Source organism: Streptomyces caeruleatus (assembly GCF_001514235.1).
Lineage (GTDB): Bacteria > Actinomycetota > Actinomycetes > Streptomycetales > Streptomycetaceae > Streptomyces > Streptomyces caeruleatus.
In genome coordinates this window covers 295,572-313,362 of sequence record NZ_KQ948931.1, presented here as the reverse complement: position 1 = coordinate 313,362, position 17,791 = coordinate 295,572, and the positions used below count along the sequence as shown (strand labels likewise).

Genomic DNA, 17,791 nt, shown 5'->3' with positions numbered 1-17,791 from the left:
GGAGTGTCGATGACACGGCTCTCGCCGAAGTCCTTCTGAAGGCCGTCCGTCACACGGAAGACGCCGCCGAGCTTGCCGACGTCCTCGCCCATGACGAGGACCTTGGGGTCCGAGTCCAGGGCGCGGCGCAGCGACTCGTTGATCGCCTTGGCCAGAGCCATGTTCTTGGATGTCGCGGTCTCCGCCATGTCAGGCCCCCTCTACGTCCGCGAACGACGCCTGGTAGGCGGCGAACTGGGCGCGCTCCTCGTCGACGAGCGCATGCCCGTCCGCGTACACGTTCTCGAAGATGGCGAAGTGGTCCGGGTCCGGCATGGCACGGACCGCCTCGCGCACTCGTTTGCCCAACGCCTCGCTCTCGGTCTCCAGTTCCGCGAAGAATCCCTCGTCCGCGTGGTTTGAAGCCTCGAGGTACCGGCGGACGCGCAGGATCGGGTCCTTCGCCTCCCAGGCCTCGCGCTCCTCGTCGGCGCGGTACTTCGTCGGGTCGTCGGAGGTGGTGTGGGCGCCCATGCGGTAGGTGTACGCCTCGACCAGCGTGGGTCCCTCGCCGGCGCGGGCGCGCTCCAGCGCCCACTTCGTCACGGCCAGGCACGCCAGGACGTCGTTGCCGTCGACGCGGACGCCCGGGAAGCCGTAGCCCTGTGCGCGCTGGTAGAGCGGCACGCGGGTCTGCTTCTCGGTCGGCTCGGAGATCGCCCACTGGTTGTTCTGGCAGAAGAACACCACGGGCGCGTTGTAGACCGCGGAGAAGGTGAAGGACTCGGCGACGTCGCCCTGGCTGGAGGCGCCGTCACCGAAGTAGGCGATGACCGCGCTGTCCGCGCCGTCCTTGGCGATGCCCATCGCGTAGCCGGTGGCGTGCAGCGTCTGGGAGCCGATGACGATCGTGTAGAGCTGGAAGTTGTTGCTGTTGGGGTCCCAGCCGCCGTTGTTCACGCCGCGGAACATGCCGAGCAGGTTGGCCGGGTCGACCCCGCGGCACCAGGCGACGCCGTGCTCGCGGTAGGTCGGGAAGACGTAGTCGTCCTCGCGGGTGGCCCGGCCGGAGCCGATCTGGGCGGCCTCCTGGCCGAGCAGCGAGGCCCACAGGCCCAGCTCGCCCTGGCGCTGCAGGGAGGTGGCCTCGGCGTCGAAGCGGCGGGTGAGCACCATGTCGCGGTAGAGGCCGCGGAGCTCTTCGGGGGTGATGCCGGCGACGTACTTGTCGTACTCGGCGTTCTTGACGCGCTTACCCTCGGGCGTCAGCAGCTGCACGAGCTCGGGGTCCGTGCTCGGCGATTTCCTCGCGGTCGTCTTGCCGGCCGTGCTCTTGGTACCGGCGCTGCGTCGCGGCTTGCGCGCGGCAGTGCTCTCCACGGTCACGTGTGCTCCTCCGTCGGTCCGGCTACCCGGGTTCGCCGGGTGCCAGTGCGGCTCACCTGAAGCCCTACGGACGCACAGGGTGGGTGCGGCTCGTTGGGGGACAGGCGTGACAGGTGCCCCGGCGAGCGCCCTGCAAAAGGCACGTTACCCAGTGCTCCACATTTCTGTGAAACCCCTCCTGACCTGCGATTTTGCTTGGATTTCCAAGTAAATCGCGAAAGTCCGGAACAAGTCCTGGTCACAGCCTTGCAGGGGGCCGGAACAACGGCACGTTATATCGGTGACCCAGGTCACGGGAAGAGTGACCGAGGTCGAGGTCACGGAAGAGGTGTGAGCCTGGTCTCGCCCACGAAAGCGGATAAATCAGGGTATGCCTGCAGAACGATCCAGCCATCTGCCGTAAACGACACGCGCGCGTGGAGCCCGTTTCCGGGCCGCACGCGCGCGTGGGTGGGTTTCTCGGTGAAGCCGGGCCGCCGGATCGGTCCGCTCAGGCGCCGCCCCCGATGGCACCGCCCGTGGGGGCCGTCGGGTCCTCCGTGGGCTCCACCGTCGGGTCCTCCGTCGGCTCCTGAGTCGGGTCCTCGGTGGGCTCCTCGGTGGGCTCGGCCGTGGTCGGGTCCTCCGTCGGCGTGACCGTCGGGTCCTCGGTCGGCTCGTACGTCGGGTCCTGAGTCGGCTGGTAGGTCGGGTCGGTGCCCGTGCCGCTGCCGTCGTCGGTGACCGCGTCGGTCGGCTCCTCGGTCGCCTCGTCCGTGGCCTCGTCGGTCGCCTTGTCCTCGTCGGTGGTCTGCGAGGTCGTGGGCGTCTGCGTGGTGTCGCCACCGCCGCCGCCACCGCCGCCGCCGTTCTGCAACGCCAGCGCGACACCGGCCGCGATGGCGATCACCGCGAAGACGGCCAGGATCCACAGCTTGCCGCGGCCGCCGCCCTTGTTGCCGTGCCCCTCGAAGCCGCCGTCGTCGCCGCCCCCGTACCGGTTGGGCAGGATCGGCTGCGGGATCTGGGTCGTACCGGAGCCCGGGTCGCCGGGGTGCCCCATGACCGTGGTGTTCGCGAAGCCCGAGGCCGGGGTGTGCCGGCCGTCGTGCATCGTCACCGGGCCGGTGTTCCAGGTGCCGGTGTGGCCGCCCTGGTCGTACAGCATCTGCAGGCCGTACTGGACCAGGCCGCGCATCTCCTCGGCGGTCTGGAACCGGTCGTCCGGCTCCTTGGCGAGCGAGCGCATGACCAGGCCGTCGAGCTCCGGCGGCACGCCGTCGGAGACCTCGGACGGCGGGGTCGGGATGTCCTGGACGTGCTGGTAGACCACCGACAGCGGCGTCTCGCCGGTGAACGGCGGGCGCAGCGCCAGGAGTTCGTAGAGGAGGCAGCCCGTCGCGTACAGGTCGGAACGGTGGTCGACGGCCTTGCCGAGCGCCTGCTCGGGCGAGAGGTACTGCGGGGTGCCCATGACCATGCCGGTCTGCGTCATCGTCGACTGCGCGCCGTGCAGGGCGCGGGCGATGCCGAAGTCCATCACCTTCACGGCGCCGTTGTGCGTGATGATGACGTTGGCGGGCTTGATGTCGCGGTGCACGATGCCGTGCTGGTGCGAGTAGGCGAGTGCCTCCAGGACGCCGGAGACGATGATCAGGGCCTGCTCGGGGCCGGGTGCCTCGGCGTTGAGGAGGAGGTCGCGGATGGTGCGGCCCTCGACGATCTCCATCACGATGTACGGCACGCTGTGCGCGCCGACGACGTCCTCGCCGGAGTCGTACACGGCGACGATCGCGTGGTGGTTGAGGCCGGCCACCGACTGGGCCTCGCGCGTGAAGCGGGCCTTGGACACCGGGTCCTCGGCAAGGTCGGCGCGCAGCAGCTTGACCGCCACGGTGCGTCCGAGGCGCACGTCCTCGGCCGCGAACACCTCGGCCATGCCGCCCCGGCCGAGTCTGCGGGTCAGCCGATAACGGCCGTCCCCGACAAGTCCGCCATTACCCCACATTTCCGGCGCGTCTGACATACCGCCGCCAGCCGCCTCGGGGTCGGACGGGCCCTGAGCGCGCTGCTGCTGTGCCATCAGTCCTCGCCGTCGTTTCTGCCCGCGGTGCGCGCGGTGTTGTTACGGTCTCCGTCGGCCACGCTACAGCCTCCGCGCAAGCCGTCGGTCCGAGACGGCCGCCCCAACCGGAAGGAGACGGACCGGCCATCAAACCCGCACCCCCTCCACTCGTGCAAATTCTGTGCACCGGCCGTACGACCCTTGTAACGCTTCCGCGACGCTCCCTTCGCGTACGGTCACGGAACGGGCACCGCGCTTGACCTGTCAGTGCCGTGGGGCAGACTTGGCCGGGAATAGCACATTGGATCACTCGGGATTGCCGGTTCCGCAGCAGTCGCAGGCGCCCGAGAGGCTACGGGGGACGCAGAACATGAGCCAGGACGGCGCACAGGGCCGATACGCGGGGCGGGCGTTGGCCGGCGGCCGCTATCAGCTGCGCGACTTGCTCGGCGAGGGCGGCATGGCCTCGGTGCACCTCGCGTACGACTCCGTGCTCGACCGGCAGGTCGCGGTCAAGACCCTGCACACCGAACTGGGCCGCGAGCAGGCGTTCCGCGAGCGCTTCCGCCGCGAAGCCCAGGCCGTGGCGAAGCTCACGCACACCAATATCGTCTCGGTATTCGACACCGGCGAGGACGATGTCGACGGCATGACGACGCCGTACATCGTCATGGAGTACATCGAGGGCCGCCCGCTCAGCTCGGTCTTCGACGCGGACGTACGGCAGTTCGGCGCGATGCCCGCCGACAAGGCGCTGAAGATCACCGCGGATGTGCTCGCGGCGTTGGAGATCAGCCACGAGATGGGCCTGGTCCACCGGGACATCAAGCCGGGCAACGTGATGATGAACAAGCGCGGCGTCGTGAAGGTCATGGACTTCGGCATCGCGCGCGCCATGCAGTCCGGTGTGACGTCCATGACACAGACCGGCATGGTGGTCGGCACCCCGCAGTACCTCTCGCCGGAACAGGCCCTCGGCCGCGGTGTGGACGCCCGCTCCGACCTCTACTCGGTCGGCATCATGCTGTTCCAGCTCGTCACCGGGCGGCTGCCGTTCGACGCCGACTCCCCGCTGGCCATCGCGTACGCGCATGTGCAGGAGGAGCCGGTGGCTCCGTCCTCCGTCAACCGCGCCCTGCCGCCCGCCGTGGACGCGCTGGTCGCCCGTGCCCTGAAGAAGAACCCGAACGAGCGTTTCCCCAGCGCCGAGTCCATGCGCGACGAGTGCCTGCGCGTGGCCGCCTCCTTCCAGGCGGCCCCGCCCAGCATCGTGCCGGGCGCGCAGACGCAGAACGGCCAGGGTGTCGGCGCCTCGGTGTTCCCGCCGGTCGGCCAGGCGCCGCCGCCCGCGGGCCCCGTCCAGACGCCGTACCCGCAGACCCCGCAGACCCCGGCCCCGAACCCGTACGGCACCCCGCCGCCGTCGATGCCGTCGCCCGCGTACGGCTATCCGCAGCAGCAGCCCGGCTTCCAGACGCCGCCCCCGGCCTCGTACTCCCCGCAGCCGGGCCACGCGACGCCGCCGCCGTACACCATGTCGCCCCAGCGGCAGCCCGGTTCGGGCGGCGGCAAGAGCAACCGGCCGGTGATCATCGGCTCGATCGTCGTGTCCGTCGTCGCGGTGGGCGGCCTGATCGCGGCCCTGACGCTGACCGGCGGCGGCACCGAGGACGACGGCGGCAGTGGCGGAACCGGCGGCTCGACCACCACGGCGTCGGAGTCGACGTCGAAGAAGCCGGGATACCGGGCGGGGGACAGCGGTGACACGGTCGAGACGACCGAGTGCACCGAGCCGCGGGAGTCGCTTCTCGATCCCGACAAGGTGCAGATGCCGGACTTCTCCTTCAAGTACTGGCCGTCCGTCGTCAAGTGCCTCGACGCCGCGCACTGGAAGTACAAGAAGGTCGACGTCGACGAGAACACCTTCGGCGAGGGCACCATCATGCGGCAGTCGCCCACGGCGCGGTACGACATGGACCCGGACAACCCGCCGGAGCTGGAGTTCCAGGTCTCCACCGGCAACCCGGAGTGATCCCCGTACGTCAGTGATCGCAGCGAACTGAAAGGGCCCGGCAGCAGCGGCTGCCGGGCCCTTCTCGTACACGTCGGACGTCTTCTGTTCCTACGGGTGTCTTACAGGTACGGTCCGCCCTGGCGGTGTTCGCCACCCTCCTCGTGACCGCCGACGCCCGGCGGAAGAGCGCGGCGCATCTGCTCCAGCTGGGCGCGGGCGGCCATCTGCTGGGCGAAGAGCGTGGTCTGGATGCCGTGGAAGAGGCCCTCCAGCCAGCCGACCAACTGGGCCTGCGCGATCCGCAGTTCCGCGTCGCTCGGGGTCGCCTCGTCCGTGAACGGCAGGGAGAGCCGCTCCAGCTCCTCCACGAGCTCCGGGGCCAGGCCGTCCTCCAGCTCCTTCACGGAGCTGGCGTGGATCTCCTTCAGCCGGACCCGGCTCGCCTCGTCCAGGGGAGCGACGCGCACCTCTTCGAGCAGCTGCTTGATCATGCTGCCGATCCGCATGACCTTCGCCGGCTGCTCGACCTGCTCCGTCACCGGGATCTCGCGGGAGTCCTCGTCTCCGTTGCCGCCGCTGAGCGCCATCCCGTCCTGGCCCACGACCAGGATCTGGGGGTTCTCGGACGACCTTTCGTTCCTCGGCATCTCCATGCCGCCATTCTCTCGCACCCGTACAGCTCATCATCGTGGTGCCCCCTGTGTGGGGTGATCCACCGTTTACACCGGCGCGGATTCCGTGAGGGCCGTGTCGGCGCGTGCGGGCGTACGCCCGGTTCGGTCGGGTGGCGCAGTCCGGAATGCCGGGTACGTTCCGTGCTGTGACGCTTGTTCCATGACTTCATGGCTGGCGGTGGTACGCGGGGGGCGGGGGCGCCCGCGCACCTCCCGCGGTGACCGGCGCGGCTCGTCGAGGGGGGCGCTGCGCACGGCCGGGACGCTGGGTGTGCTGGTGACGGGGCTGGTCGTGGGGCCGTACGGGGCGGCCGGGGCGGCGTACTGCTTCGAGGGCCCACGGGGGCCTACCGCGTCCGGGGCTTCCTCCGGCTCCCCGACCGCTTCACGGACCCCCTCCACGCCCTCCGGGCCCACGGGCTCTCCTACGGCTGGCTCCGAGAACCCCTCCAGCGCCGGCCCGAGCCGCCCCGGCCCCACGGCCGAGTCCCGGCCCTCCGCCAGCGCCGCGGGCCCGTCCGGGTCCCCTTCGGCCTCGTCCGCCGGGTCGGGGGAGTCGGGGAGGCCCGGGAGGCCCGGGAGGCCCGGGAAACCCCGCAAGCCCGGCAGCTCCGAGGCGTCCCGGCAGGACGCGAAGGACAGGAATGATCCGAAGGACAGGGACGATCCGAAGGACAGGGGCGACAGGAACGACAGGAACGACGGCCAAGACCGACAGGACCGACAGGACCGACAGGACCGGCAGGACCGGCAGGACCGGCATTCCGGGGCGTCCCCCACCTCCAGCGCTCACGGGCCCGGCGCCTTCCGTCCCGACCCGTCCGACGAGCCCTCCCGGGCCGGGAGCAGGGCTGGGGAGGGACGGGAGCGGCCGGGGCGGGAGAAGGGGCCGCTGGAGGACGAGGAGGCGGCGGCACGGCACGAGCCGTACGGGCGGGAAGCCGACCGGGAGGGGGATCGGGAGGGAGACGGTGACGTGAGGAGGCCGCCGTACGACAGCTCGGACGGTGCCGACGAGACCTCCACGGCCCCCCTCGCCCCGGCCGAGCCGCCCGCCCGGCAGCCCGTCGCGCACGCCGCCGACCCCGCCGAGCCCGTGCTGCAGGTCCTGCCGCTCGGCACCGGCCTGGTCCTCATCGGGCTCGGCCTGGGCCTCGCCTTCGTGGGCCTCCGGCTGCGGCGCGGGTAGGGCCTGTCCGGTGGATCAGGCCCCACAGGGCTGTGCGGCCGGCCTGGGCGACCGAATGGGCGCTACGGCGCCACCAGGAGCACCTTGCCGACGTGACCGCTCTCCTCCAGCACGCGGTGTGCCTCGGCCGCGTCGTTCATCGGGATCTCGCGGTCGACGACCGGGCGTACATGCCCGGCGTCCAGCAGGGGCCAGACATGCTCTCGTACGGCCGCGACGATCGCCGCCTTCTCGCCGAGGGGGCGGGCGCGCAGCGAGGTCGCGCTGATGGCGCCGCGCTTGGCAAGGAGCGCGCCGATGTTGAGCTCGCCCTTGACGCCGCCCTGCATGCCGATGATGGCGAGACGGCCGCTGACGGCGAGGGCCTGGACGTTGCGGTCGAGGTACTTGGCGCCCATGTTGTCGAGGATGACGTCGGCGCCGGCCCCGTCGGTGGCCTTCTTGACCTCGACGACGAAGTCCTGTTCCCGGTAGTTGACGAGGATGTCGGCGCCCAGCTCGGCGCACCGGTCGAGCTTCTCCTTGCTGCCCGCCGTGACGGCGACCTTGGCGCCGACGGCCTTGGCGAGCTGGATGGCCATGGTGCCGATGCCGCTGGAACCGCCGTGCACGAGCAGGGTCTCGCCGGGACGCAGATGGGCCACCATGAAGACGTTCGACCAGACCGTGCACACCACCTCGGGCAGGGCGGCGGCCTGAGTGAGGCTCACGCCCTTGGGCACGGGGAGCAGTTGGCCGGCCGGTACGGCGACCTTCTCGGCGTAACCGCCGCCCGAGAGCAGCGCGCACACCTCGTCGCCGACGGCCCAGCCGGAGACGCCGGGGCCGAGCTCGGCGATCCGGCCGGAGCACTCCAGGCCCGGGTAGGGGGAGGCGCCGGGCGGCGGGTTGTAGAAGCCCTGCCGTTGCAGGATGTCGGCGCGGTTGACGGCCCCGGCCACCACCTCGACCAGTACCTCGCCCTCACCGGGCACGGGATCGGGGACCTCGTCCCACACCAGCGCCTCGGGCCCACCAGGTTCGGGAATCGTGATCGCATGCATGGGACGGACGCTACTCCCCGGCCCGCCCGCCTCGGCCGCTCGGTCCCTCGGTCCCTGGGTGGGGCCGCGCGAAATTTCCTGTGCGGCGGCGATGAGTTTGCGGGACCGTAAAGGTCTCCCCATACGTAGCCCAAGAACGCGGAAGGCCATCGGAAGGACCCCGAAGCATGAGCACGCAGACGACGTCCGGTCTCGCGATCGAGACCGCGGGCCTGGTGAAGACGTTCGGTGAGACACGGGCCGTCGACGGCGTGGACCTCGCGGTTCCGGCCGGCACGGTCTACGGCGTCCTCGGCCCGAACGGCGCCGGCAAGACGACCACGGTGAAGATGCTCGCCACCCTGCTACGCCCCGACGGCGGTGAGGCCCATGTCTTCGGCCACGACGTCGTCCGCGAGGCCGACGAGGTGCGCGGCAGGGTGAGCCTGACCGGCCAGTACGCCTCCGTCGACGAGGACCTGACGGGCACCGAGAACCTGGTTCTGCTGGGCCGGCTCCTCGGACACGGGAAGCACGCCGCGCGGGAGCGGGCCGGGCAGCTGCTGGAGGCCTTCGGGCTGTCCGACGCGGCCGGGAAGCAGGTCAAGAACTACTCCGGCGGCATGCGGCGCCGTATCGACATCGCCGCGTCCATCCTGAACACCCCCGACCTGCTGTTCCTCGACGAGCCGACGACCGGCCTCGACCCGCGCAGCCGCAACCAGGTGTGGGACATCGTGCGCGCGGTCGTCGCCCAGGGCACCACCGTGCTGCTGACCACGCAGTATCTGGACGAGGCCGACCAGCTGGCGTCCAGGATCGCCGTCATCGACCGCGGCAAGGTGATCGCCGAGGGGACCAAGGGCGAGCTGAAGGCCTCCGTGGGCGCCGGTTCCGTGCATCTGCGGCTGCGCGACGCGGCGCAGCGGCCGGAGGCCGAGCGGGTGCTGCGGACGACCCTGGACGCGGACGTGCAACTGGAACCAGATCCCGTGGCCCTGACCGCCCGCGTCGGCTCCGGGGCCGCGAACGGTCAAGGCGCCGCTGAGCAGGCGGGCCGCGCGCTCGCCGAACTGGCCCGCACCGGCATCACCGTCGACAACTTCTCGCTGGGTCAGCCGAGCCTGGACGAGGTGTTCCTCGCCCTCACCGGCCACGACACGCGCGACGGCCGGAACGACAAGAGCGACACGAACGCCAAGGACGCAAAGAACGCCAAGGACGCGAAGAACTCCAAGGACGACAAGGACGAGGTGGCGGCATGAGCACCGCGACGCAGGCCGAGAGCAAGGAACTCGCCCCCGTCAGCGCCGAGTCGCTCGCCGCGTTGCTGGTCTCCGGGGAGCGGCCGCCGCGGCCCAGCGCCTGGTCGGCCTCGATGACCTTCGGCTGGCGGGCGATCCTGAAGATCAAGCATGTGCCGGAGCAGCTCTTCGACGTCACCGCGTTCCCGATCATGATGGTGCTGATGTACACGTACCTGTTCGGCGGCGCCCTGGCCGGGTCCCCGGAGGAGTACATCCAGTTCCTGCTGCCGGGCATCCTGGTGATGTCGGTCGTGATGATCACCATGTACACCGGCGTCTCGGTGAACACCGACATCGAGAAGGGCGTCTTCGACCGGTTCCGGTCCCTGCCGATCTGGCGGCCGTCGACGATGGTCGGCTATCTGCTGGGCGACGCCCTGCGCTACACCATCGCGTCCATCGTGATGCTCACCGTCGGCATGATCCTGGGCTACCGCCCGGACGGCGGCGTTGGCGGGGTGCTCGCCGGGATCGCGCTGCTGGTCGCCTTTTCGTTCGCGTTCTCGTGGATCTGGACGATGTTCGGGCTGATGCTGCGCTCCGAGAAGTCCGTCATGGGCGTCAGCATGATGGTGATCTTCCCGCTCACCTTCCTGTCCAACGTCTTCGTCGACCCGAAGACCATGCCGGGCTGGCTCCAGGCCTTCGTCAACAACAGCCCGATCACCCATCTGTCGTCGGCCGTACGCGGGTTGATGGGCGGTGACTGGCCGGCGGACGAGGTCGCCTGGTCGCTGGGCTGGGCGGGGTTGTTCGTGGCGGTCTTCGGGCCGATCACGATGCGGCTGTACAACCGGAAGTAGCCGGGCCGGGCGCGGGCAAGCACCTCGTCCCCCGGCCGCCTGACCCCGAGGCTTCATCCCCGGGGCTTCATCCCGCCGGGGGCGTCATCGGCTTCACCCCCGGGGGCAGACGCCGCTCGTCAGGTGCGACCTGACTGCCCGGCGTCGCCCGTACGATCGTGATGAGCCGGTCCGTCAACTCCAGTGTCCCGACGGCCGGATCGTCGTATCCGAGCACCCGGTGTCCGCGTACGACGCTCACCACCAGGTCGTCCATCTGCCGCGGGCTCATGCCCACCTCGGCCTTTATGACCGGCCGTTCGACGATGTCGAGCCCGCTGCCCTGCTGGATCAGGTCCTCAAGGACCATGCCGGCGGCGGGGCTGAGCACCGAGAGGCCGAGCAGCCGGCCGGCGGCGCTGGCACTGGTGATGACCGCGTCGGCACCCGACTGCTTGAGCAGCGGGGCGTTCTCCTCCTCGCGGACCGCGGCCACGATCTTCGCGCCGCGGTTGAGCTGCCGGGCCGTCAGGGTCACCAGGACGGCGGTGTCGTCCCGCTGCGTGGCGATGATGATCTTCCGCGCCTTGTGCACCTCGGCCCGCATCAGCACCTCGCTGCGCGTCGCGTCCCCCGTGACCCCGGCGTATCCGTCGGCCACGGCCGCCTCGATCACCTTGGAACTGGGGTCGACCACGATGACCTGGTCCTTCCTCAGTCCGGTCGCGCAGACGGTCTGGATCGCCGATCGCCCCTTCGTGCCGAAACCGACGACGATCGTGTGGTCGCGCAAGGTGGACCTCCAGCGGGTCAGGCGCCATTCCTCCCGGGTCCGTTCGGTGAGGACCTCGAGCGTGGTGCCGACCAGGATGATCAGGAACAGCACCCGCATGGGCGTGATGACGAAGATATTGGTGAGCCGGGCGCCGTCACTGACCGGGGTGATGTCGCCGTATCCGGTGGTGGAGAGACTGACGGTGGCGTAGTAGAAGGCGTCGAGCAGGTCGACGGAACCGTCGGAGTTGTCGTTGTAGCCCTCGTGGTCGGCATAGACGATCAAGGCGGTCAGCACGAGCAGGCTCAGGGCCAGCAGCACCCGCTTGGCGACCTGTCGGAAGGGATGCTCGACGATCTTCTTCGGGAGCTTCACCCGATAGGTCGCGACCCTCTCGTCCGCACGGCGGGCAATCGCGTCCTGGCCCGGAAGTTTCACGTGAAACACACCTCGATACCGGCGAGCGCCCAGGGCAGGTCGAGCAGCTCGGCCTCCTGACCGGCTCGGATACCGCCCGGCGGCACGACGGCCACCGCGTCGGCCGCCGCCATGCCGCGCAGCATGGCCGGCCCGTGGTAGTGCAGCGGCACGGCATGGTCGCCGCGCAGTACGACGGGGATGAGCCGGGTGTCGTACGGATGCCCGTGCGCCGCGTCCCTCAGGGGCAGCGTGTAGGGCTCCGGGGCGGGGCGGGCGGCCAGCGTGCGCAGCAGGGGTTCGGCGAGCGTGAGCAGGCCGGAGACGGCGGCGAGGGGGTTGCCGGGCAGGCCGACGAGGTGCTGGTGCTCCTTGAGGCGAGCCAGCAGCATGGGGTGGCCGGGGCGCACCTTGACGCTGTCCACCAGGAGTTCGGCGCCGATGCGCCGCAGGGTGGGGTGGACATGGTCGACGGGGCCGGCCGCGGTGCCGCCGGTGGTGACGACGAGGTCGGCACGCGAGGTGGTGAGGGCCTTGTGCAGGGCCTTGGCGTCGTCGCCGAGGCGGCGTACGGCCGTGACCTCGGCGCCGAGTGCGCGCAGCCAGGGCGGCAGCATCGGGCCGAGGGCGTCACGGATCAGCCCGCCGTGCGGCAGTCCCTTGGTGAGCAACTCGTCTCCGAGGACGAGGACTTCTACGCGGGGGCGGGGCACGGCGCTGAGGGTGTCGTATCCGGCCGCGGCTGCCAGGCCGAGCACGGCCGGGGTCACGAGGGTGCCGACGGCGAGCAGGTGGTCGCCGCTACGGCACTCCTGGCCGCGTGGGCGGATGTCCTGGCCCTGCTGGACCTCCCGGGTGGCGTGCAACTGGCCCTTGGTGTCGGTGCGGCCGTGCTCGCTGCGCAGGACGGCGGTGGTGTCCGGGGGGATACGGGCGCCGGTCGCGATCCGTACGGCCTCGCCGTCGGTGAGCGGCTCGGGCTCGGCGTGTCCGGCCAGGACGCCCCCTTCCCGTACGGCCCAGGGGCCGGGGCCCGCGATGGCCCAGCCGTCCATGGCGGAGGTGTCGAAGGAGGGCAGGTCGGTGAGGGCGGTGAGAGGGGCGGCCAGCGCGAGACCGAGGGCGGCGTCGAGGGGGACGGAGACGGGAGCTCGGCCGGTGGCCCGGGCGGCCACGGCGGCGCGGGCGGCGATCTCGCGGGCCTCGGGCCAGGGGGTGGCTTTGTGGTGCCGGTCCGACGTGGACTGGTCCGGCTTGGCGGCCCGGTCCGTCTGATGCCGGTCCGACGCGCGCTGGTTCGACGTGTGCCGGTCCGAGGTGTGCCGGTTCGACGTGTGCCGGTCCGAGGTGTGCCGGTCCGGCTGGTCGGGGCCCGTCGCGTGCGGGGTGGGTGGGGGCACGTGGTCGCCAGGGGTGTGGTGGCCGTTGTCTTCGTTCACGAGGGCGAGCACCTCCTCGACGTCGAGGTCCTCGGCGTCCTCGTCCGCCCGGGTGCCGCGGGGGGTCATCCGGCGTCCGGGCTGGTGTCGGGGGTGGCGTCGGGGGCCGCGTCGGCCTGGGCGGCCTCTTCCGCCCAGCGCAGGGCGAGCGCGGCGGCCTTGCGGGAGGCCTCGGCGACGGCCTCGGGGCCGCCCTGGCCGCCCCTGGCCTGCGCTGCCGCGTACCCGACGAGGAAGGTGGTCAGCGGGGCCGCGGGCCTGGCCACACCGTGCGCGGCGTCGCGTGCGAGGTCCAGCAGCAGCTTGGTGTCGACGTCGAGGTCGAGGCCCAGTTCGTCCTTGACTGCGGAAATCCATTCATCCAACACGTGCCCATGCTCCCTGATGCGTGCCCTGGCGGTGGCGATGTCGTCCCAGGTGTCGCAGTCGAACGACGCGACGGGGTCGGGGACGCGGGTGAGACCGAGCGCGCCGGTCAGCCGGCGCAGGGGGAGGCCGGTGAGGCCGTCGTTCTCCCGGGTGAGCGCGGCCAGTTCGCGGCGCAGCACGGGCGCGCGGTAGGCGGCGACGAGGGGCTGGTCGCGACCGTCGGCATCGGTGAGCAGCGCGCCGTCGGCGCCGCTGGTGCCCAGCGCGGCCAGCAGCCGCCGCACCGTGCGCTCGTCGAGGAAGGGCAGGTCGGCCGAGAGGACGACGACCTGCTCCGCGGTGGTGTGCCGGAGCCCGGCGCCCAGGGCGGCGAGCGGGCCGCCGCCGGGCGGGTCCTCACGGGCCCAGGTCACCGCTCGCGCGGTCGGCCGGGGCTCGGCGACGACGACGGTGCTCCGCGCGTCGGCGCAGGCGGCGAGCACCCGGTCGAGCAGCGGGCGCCCGCCCACCCGTACGCCGGGCTTGTCCACACCCCCGAGCCGCCGCGCTACGCCCCCGGCGAGCACGACGGCGTCGTACGCGAGGTCGTGTCCGGCAGCGGCGGCGTCCTGCGCGCCCGTCGGTTCGTACGCGGTCACCCCCCGAGTATGCGTGCCTCCGCGATCACAGGGAACGCAGGGGAAGCGGCGGGCCCCGGGGGATCCGTCACAGCGTGCGCAGCAGCACCGCCGGGTGTTCGACGCAGTCCGCCACATAGCGCAGGAACCCGCCCGCCGTGCCGCCGTCGCAGACCCGGTGGTCGAAGGTGAGCGCCAGCTCGACGACCTGCCGGACCGCGAGCTCGCCCTCGTGCACCCACGGCTTGGGGATGATGCGGCCGACGCCGAGCATCGCGGCCTCGGGGTGGTTGATGATCGGCGTGGAGCCGTCGACGCCGAACACGCCGTAGTTGTTCAACGTGAAGGTGCCGCCGGTGAGTTCCGCCGGGGTGAGGGTGCCCGTGCGGGCCGCCTCGGTCAGCCGGGCGAACTCCGCGGTCAGCGACTCGGCGTCGCGCGCGTGCGCGTCCCGTACGACTGGGACGACGAGTCCGCGGTCGGTCTGCGCGGCGAATCCGAGGTGCACCTGGTCGAGTTGGACGACCTCCCTGGCCTCCATGTCGACCGTGGAGTTGAGCTCGGGGAACCGGGCCAGGGCCGCGGTGCAGATGCGGGCCAGCAGGGCGATCAGGGAGATCTTCGGCCCACCCGCGGCGTTCATCGCGGTGCGCGCCCGCATGAGCTCCGTCGCGTCGGCGTCCACCCAGCAGGTGGCGTCCGGGATCTCCCGCCGGCTGCGGGAGAGCTTGTCGGCGACAGCGCCGCGGATGCCCTTGAGGGGGCCGCGGAGGCCGGCCGGGGCGGCGGAGGAGCGGACGGGGGGCTGCGCGGGCGGCACGGCCTCGGTGGGCGCCGACGGCACGCGCGGGTACGGCTCGGTGGCCGGCCGCGCGGTACGGCCCTGCGCCTCGGCGGCGCGCAGCGCGTACTCGACGTCGGCCCGCAGGATGAGCCCGTCCGGCCCGGAGCCGTGCAACTCCCGTAGATCCAGGCCGTGCTCGCGGGCAAGGCGGCGCACGAGCGGGGAGATCACGGGCACGGGGCCGTCGCCTCGGGTCTCCTCGTCGGCGGGGGCGGTTTCCGGGCGGTGACCTGCGGAGCCGTGGACCGCGGGGCTGCGGCCGGCGGAGCCGTGGCCTTCTGAGGTGTGGCCTTCGGCGCTGTGCCCCGCCGCCGTGCCGACGGGTCGCGCCACGCTTTCCGCGGCCGGCGCGGTCGCACGCGTGGCGGCGCCGTTCGCCGGCTGGGCCGCCGGGGGCGTCGGGGTGGCCGGCCGCACCCTGCGGCGCCGGGCCGGCGCCTCGGAGGTGCCGTACCCCACCAGGACGTTCCCGGAGCCCTCGGTCTCGCCCTCGGCGGCGGGCGCGCCCACCGCGACCGTGATCAGCGGCGCCCCGACGGGCAGCTCCGTGCCCTCCTCGCCGAAGCGGGCCGTGACCACTCCGGCGTAGGGGCAGGGGATGTCGACCATCGCCTTGGCCGTCTCGACCTCGACGACCGGCTGGTCGACCGCGACGACGTCACCGACCTCGACCAGCCAGCGGACGATCTCCGCCTCGGTGAGCCCCTCCCCGAGGTCGGGGAGCTTGAACTCGAGCACCTGTGCCATCAGCTCTCCGCCTCCCACTGCAGACGCCCCACGGCGTCCAGGATCCGGTCCACGCCGGGCAGGTGGTGACGCTCCAGCATCGGCGGCGGGTAGGGGATGTCGAACCCGGCCACGCGCAGCACCGGCGCCTCCAGGTGGTGGAAGCAGCGCTCCGTGACCCGGGCCGCGATCTCCCCTCCCGGTCCGCCGAACCCGCCCGACTCGTGCACGACGACCGCCCGCCCGGTCCGCCGTACCGAGGCGGCGACCGTCTCGTCGTCGAACGGCACCAGCGAGCGCAGGTCGACGACTTCCAGGTCCCACCCCTCCTCCCGGGCCGCCTCGGCGGCTTCGAGGCAGACGGGCACGGACGGTCCGTACGTGATGAGCGTGGCGCTCCTGCCGGAGCGCCGCACCACCGCGCGGCCGATCGGTTCAACGCCCGGCGGGTCCTGCGGGTTCCAGGAGTCCTTCGACCAGTACAGCCGCTTGGGCTCCAGGAAGACCACCGGGTCGTCGGAGGCGATGGCGGCGCGCAGCAGCCCGTAGGCGTCGGCGACGGTCGCGGGCGTGACGACATGGAGCCCCGGAGTCGCCATGTAGTACGCCTCGGAGGAGTCGCTGTGGTGCTCGACGCCGCCGATGCCGCCGCCGTAGGGGACGCGGATCGTGATCGGGAGCGGCATCTTGCCGCGCGTGCGGTTGCGGGTGCGGGAGACGTGCGAGATGAGCTGTTCGAACGCCGGGTAGGCGAACGCGTCGAACTGCATCTCCACGACCGGGCGCAGGCCGTACATGGCCATGCCGATCGCCGTGCCCAGGATCCCCGCCTCGGCGAGCGGCGTGTCCGTGCAGCGGTCCTCGCCGAACTCCTTGGCGAGTCCGTCGGTGACGCGGAAGACGCCGCCGAGGGTGCCGACGTCCTCGCCCATGACGTGCACGGACGGGTCGGCCGCCATGGCGTCGCGCATCGCGCGCGTGAGGGCCTGCGCCATGGTGGCCGGCTTGACGGCGACGGTGGTCATCGGTGCGACCCTTCCGACTCGGCCTCGAGCTCGGCCTTCAACTGGGCCTGCTGTTCCCGCAGTTGCGGGGTGGGCTCGGCGTACACGTGGGTGAACAGGTCCATCGGGTCGAGCGCCGGGTCCTGGTTCATGCGTTCGCGCAGGTCGGCGGCCATCGCCTCGGCGGCGTCGCGGGCGGCCTGGATGCCGGCCTCGTCGAGGAGGCCGCGCTCGGTCAGCTCGTGCTCCAGGAGGGCGATCGGGTCGTGCCCGCGCCAGGTCTCGACCTCGGTGTCGCCGCGGTAGCGGGTGGCGTCGTCGGCGTTGGTGTGGGCGTCGATGCGGTAGGTGACCGCCTCGATCAGCGTGGGGCCGCCGCCCGCGCGGGCGTGCCGTACGGCGTCGCCGACCACCTCGTGCACGGCGGCCGCGTCGTTGCCGTCGACCAGGCGGCCGGGCATGCCGTAGCCGACGGCCTTGTGGGCCAGCGACGGGGCCGCGGTCTGCTTGGCGAGCGGGACGGAGATCGCGAAGCCGTTGTTCTGGACGAGGAAGACGACCGGCGCCTGCCATACGGCGGCGAAGTTCAGCGCCTCGTGGAAGTCGCCCTCGCTGGTGCCGCCGTCGCCGACCATGGCGAGCGCGACCACGTCGTCGCCCTTGAGGCGGGCGGCGTGCGCGAGGCCGACGGCGTGCGGGAGCTGGGTGGCGAGCGGTGTGCACAGGGGGGCCACGCGGTGCTCGTACGGGTCGTAGCCGGTGTGCCAGTCGCCGCGCAGCAGGGTCAGGGCCTGCACGGGGTCCAGTCCGCGGGCCACGGCGGCGAGGGTGTCGCGGTAGCTCGGGAACAGCCAGTCGCGGTCCTGGAGCGCCAGCGCGGCGGCGACCTCGCAGGCCTCCTGCCCGGTGCTGGACGGGTACACCGCGAGGCGGCCCTGCTTCGTGAGCGCGGTCGCCTGCGCGTTGTACCGACGGCCCCGCACCAGCTCGGCGTACAGCCGGCGCAGCAGGTCCGGGTCGGCCTTCGTGGCCGCCTCGGTGCCGAGGACGCGGTAGGGCTCGGCGTCGGGCAGCAGCGGCGCGGGGTCCATGCGGGGCTGCCAGGCGGGCGGCGGCGATGGCCGGTACGCGCCTCGCTGCTCCATGACCGTCATGACGGCACCTCCTCGTGGGAGCGGCTACGGGAGGCGCGGCTTCAGTGAC

14 protein-coding genes and 1 pseudogene are annotated in these 17,791 nt (G+C 72.0%); 4 read left to right on the top strand and 11 right to left on the bottom strand.

All coding sequences use genetic code 11. The annotated features are described in order from the left end of the window. The 3 genes and pseudogenes from AQJ67_RS25055 to AQJ67_RS25045 all read right to left on the bottom strand — a co-directional run. Positions 1–188: pseudogene (locus tag AQJ67_RS25055) on the bottom strand (alpha-ketoacid dehydrogenase subunit beta); the annotation flags it as partial. Between the two features lies 1 nt (position 189). After that, positions 190–1,365: a pyruvate dehydrogenase (acetyl-transferring) E1 component subunit alpha gene (gene pdhA, locus AQJ67_RS25050; protein ID WP_062721319.1), complete on the bottom strand. Its 1,176-nt coding sequence runs from the start codon at positions 1,363–1,365 to the stop codon at positions 190–192. Between the two features lie 490 nt (positions 1,366–1,855). Beyond that, the gene (locus tag AQJ67_RS25045) at positions 1,856–3,427 is read right to left on the bottom strand and encodes a protein kinase domain-containing protein (RefSeq protein WP_079056151.1); all 1,572 of its coding nucleotides are present in this window, start codon (positions 3,425–3,427) and stop codon (positions 1,856–1,858) included. Between the two features lie 352 nt (positions 3,428–3,779). Here AQJ67_RS25045 and AQJ67_RS25040 point away from each other — a divergent pair, with 352 nt between their 5' ends. Beyond that, entirely contained in the window at positions 3,780–5,441 is a 1,662-nt protein-coding gene (locus AQJ67_RS25040; RefSeq protein WP_062721317.1) for a protein kinase domain-containing protein, read from the top strand. 101 nt (positions 5,442–5,542) lie between these two features. On the opposite strand, the gene AQJ67_RS25035 is transcribed toward AQJ67_RS25040, so the two are convergent. After that, a complete protein-coding gene (locus tag AQJ67_RS25035) occupies positions 5,543–6,076 on the bottom strand; it encodes a bacterial proteasome activator family protein (protein ID WP_030050626.1) in 534 nt (177 codons plus the stop codon). 997 nt (positions 6,077–7,073) lie between these two features. On the opposite strand from AQJ67_RS25035, the gene AQJ67_RS47785 reads away from it, so the two are divergent. Next, complete coding sequence (locus AQJ67_RS47785; protein ID WP_159058823.1) at positions 7,074–7,286, top strand: hypothetical protein; 213 nt, start codon at positions 7,074–7,076, stop codon at positions 7,284–7,286. Positions 7,287–7,348: 62 nt separating this feature from the next. On the opposite strand, the gene AQJ67_RS25025 is transcribed toward AQJ67_RS47785, so the two are convergent. Continuing rightward, positions 7,349–8,329, bottom strand: coding sequence for an NAD(P)H-quinone oxidoreductase (locus tag AQJ67_RS25025; RefSeq protein WP_062721315.1), 981 nt, complete (start codon positions 8,327–8,329; stop codon positions 7,349–7,351). 167 nt (positions 8,330–8,496) lie between these two features. Between AQJ67_RS25025 and AQJ67_RS25020 the strand changes: the two genes are divergently transcribed. Both AQJ67_RS25020 and AQJ67_RS25015 read left to right on the top strand, forming a co-directional pair. Beyond that, the gene (locus AQJ67_RS25020; protein WP_062721314.1) at positions 8,497–9,573 is read left to right on the top strand and encodes an ATP-binding cassette domain-containing protein; all 1,077 of its coding nucleotides are present in this window, start codon (positions 8,497–8,499) and stop codon (positions 9,571–9,573) included. Further along, positions 9,570–10,418, top strand: coding sequence for an ABC transporter permease (locus AQJ67_RS25015; protein ID WP_062721313.1), 849 nt, complete (start codon positions 9,570–9,572; stop codon positions 10,416–10,418). The genes AQJ67_RS25020 and AQJ67_RS25015 overlap by 4 nt, the downstream gene beginning before the upstream one ends. Before the next feature lie 67 nt (positions 10,419–10,485). Here the strand turns inward: AQJ67_RS25015 and AQJ67_RS25010 are convergent, their stop codons facing one another. The 6 genes from AQJ67_RS25010 to pdhA (AQJ67_RS24985) form a co-directional block, all read right to left on the bottom strand. Next, positions 10,486–11,610, bottom strand: coding sequence for a potassium channel family protein (locus AQJ67_RS25010; RefSeq protein ID WP_062721312.1), 1,125 nt, complete (start codon positions 11,608–11,610; stop codon positions 10,486–10,488). Next, the gene (locus AQJ67_RS25005) at positions 11,607–13,097 is read right to left on the bottom strand and encodes a molybdopterin molybdotransferase MoeA (RefSeq protein WP_062721311.1); all 1,491 of its coding nucleotides are present in this window, start codon (positions 13,095–13,097) and stop codon (positions 11,607–11,609) included. The genes AQJ67_RS25010 and AQJ67_RS25005 overlap by 4 nt, the downstream gene beginning before the upstream one ends. Next, positions 13,094–14,035 carry an NTP transferase domain-containing protein gene (locus AQJ67_RS25000; RefSeq protein WP_062721310.1) on the bottom strand — a complete coding sequence of 314 codons (942 nt, stop codon included), beginning with the start codon at positions 14,033–14,035 and terminating at the stop codon, positions 13,094–13,096. Before AQJ67_RS25000 ends, AQJ67_RS25005 begins: the two co-directional genes overlap by 4 nt. Before the next feature lie 67 nt (positions 14,036–14,102). Further along, entirely contained in the window at positions 14,103–15,605 is a 1,503-nt protein-coding gene (locus tag AQJ67_RS24995; protein WP_062721309.1) for a dihydrolipoamide acetyltransferase family protein, read from the bottom strand. Beyond that, the gene (locus tag AQJ67_RS24990) at positions 15,605–16,609 is read right to left on the bottom strand and encodes an alpha-ketoacid dehydrogenase subunit beta (RefSeq protein WP_062721308.1); all 1,005 of its coding nucleotides are present in this window, start codon (positions 16,607–16,609) and stop codon (positions 15,605–15,607) included. Before AQJ67_RS24990 ends, AQJ67_RS24995 begins: the two co-directional genes overlap by 1 nt. Then, positions 16,606–17,742: a pyruvate dehydrogenase (acetyl-transferring) E1 component subunit alpha gene (pdhA, locus tag AQJ67_RS24985; protein WP_062721307.1), complete on the bottom strand. Its 1,137-nt coding sequence runs from the start codon at positions 17,740–17,742 to the stop codon at positions 16,606–16,608. Before pdhA (AQJ67_RS24985) ends, AQJ67_RS24990 begins: the two co-directional genes overlap by 4 nt. Positions 17,743–17,791 lie beyond the last annotated feature (49 nt).

Bases quoted from the DNA above. Each gene is read 5' to 3' on its own strand.
- AQJ67_RS25020 (WP_062721314.1), top strand. From the start codon at position 8,497: ATGAGCACGCAGACGACGTCCGGTCTCGCGATCGAGACCGCGGGCCTG.
- AQJ67_RS24990 (WP_062721308.1), bottom strand. From the start codon at position 16,609: ATGACCACCGTCGCCGTCAAGCCGGCCACCATGGCGCAGGCCCTCACG.
- AQJ67_RS25045 (WP_079056151.1), bottom strand. From the start codon at position 3,427: ATGGCACAGCAGCAGCGCGCTCAGGGCCCGTCCGACCCCGAGGCGGCT.
- AQJ67_RS24995 (WP_062721309.1), bottom strand. From the start codon at position 15,605: ATGGCACAGGTGCTCGAGTTCAAGCTCCCCGACCTCGGGGAGGGGCTC.
- AQJ67_RS25040 (WP_062721317.1), top strand. From the start codon at position 3,780: ATGAGCCAGGACGGCGCACAGGGCCGATACGCGGGGCGGGCGTTGGCC.
- AQJ67_RS25005 (WP_062721311.1), bottom strand. From the start codon at position 13,097: ATGACCCCCCGCGGCACCCGGGCGGACGAGGACGCCGAGGACCTCGAC.
- AQJ67_RS25015 (WP_062721313.1), top strand. From the start codon at position 9,570: ATGAGCACCGCGACGCAGGCCGAGAGCAAGGAACTCGCCCCCGTCAGC.
- AQJ67_RS25025 (WP_062721315.1), bottom strand. From the start codon at position 8,329: ATGCATGCGATCACGATTCCCGAACCTGGTGGGCCCGAGGCGCTGGTG.
- pdhA (WP_062721307.1), bottom strand. From the start codon at position 17,742: ATGACGGTCATGGAGCAGCGAGGCGCGTACCGGCCATCGCCGCCGCCC.
- AQJ67_RS25035 (WP_030050626.1), bottom strand. From the start codon at position 6,076: ATGGAGATGCCGAGGAACGAAAGGTCGTCCGAGAACCCCCAGATCCTG.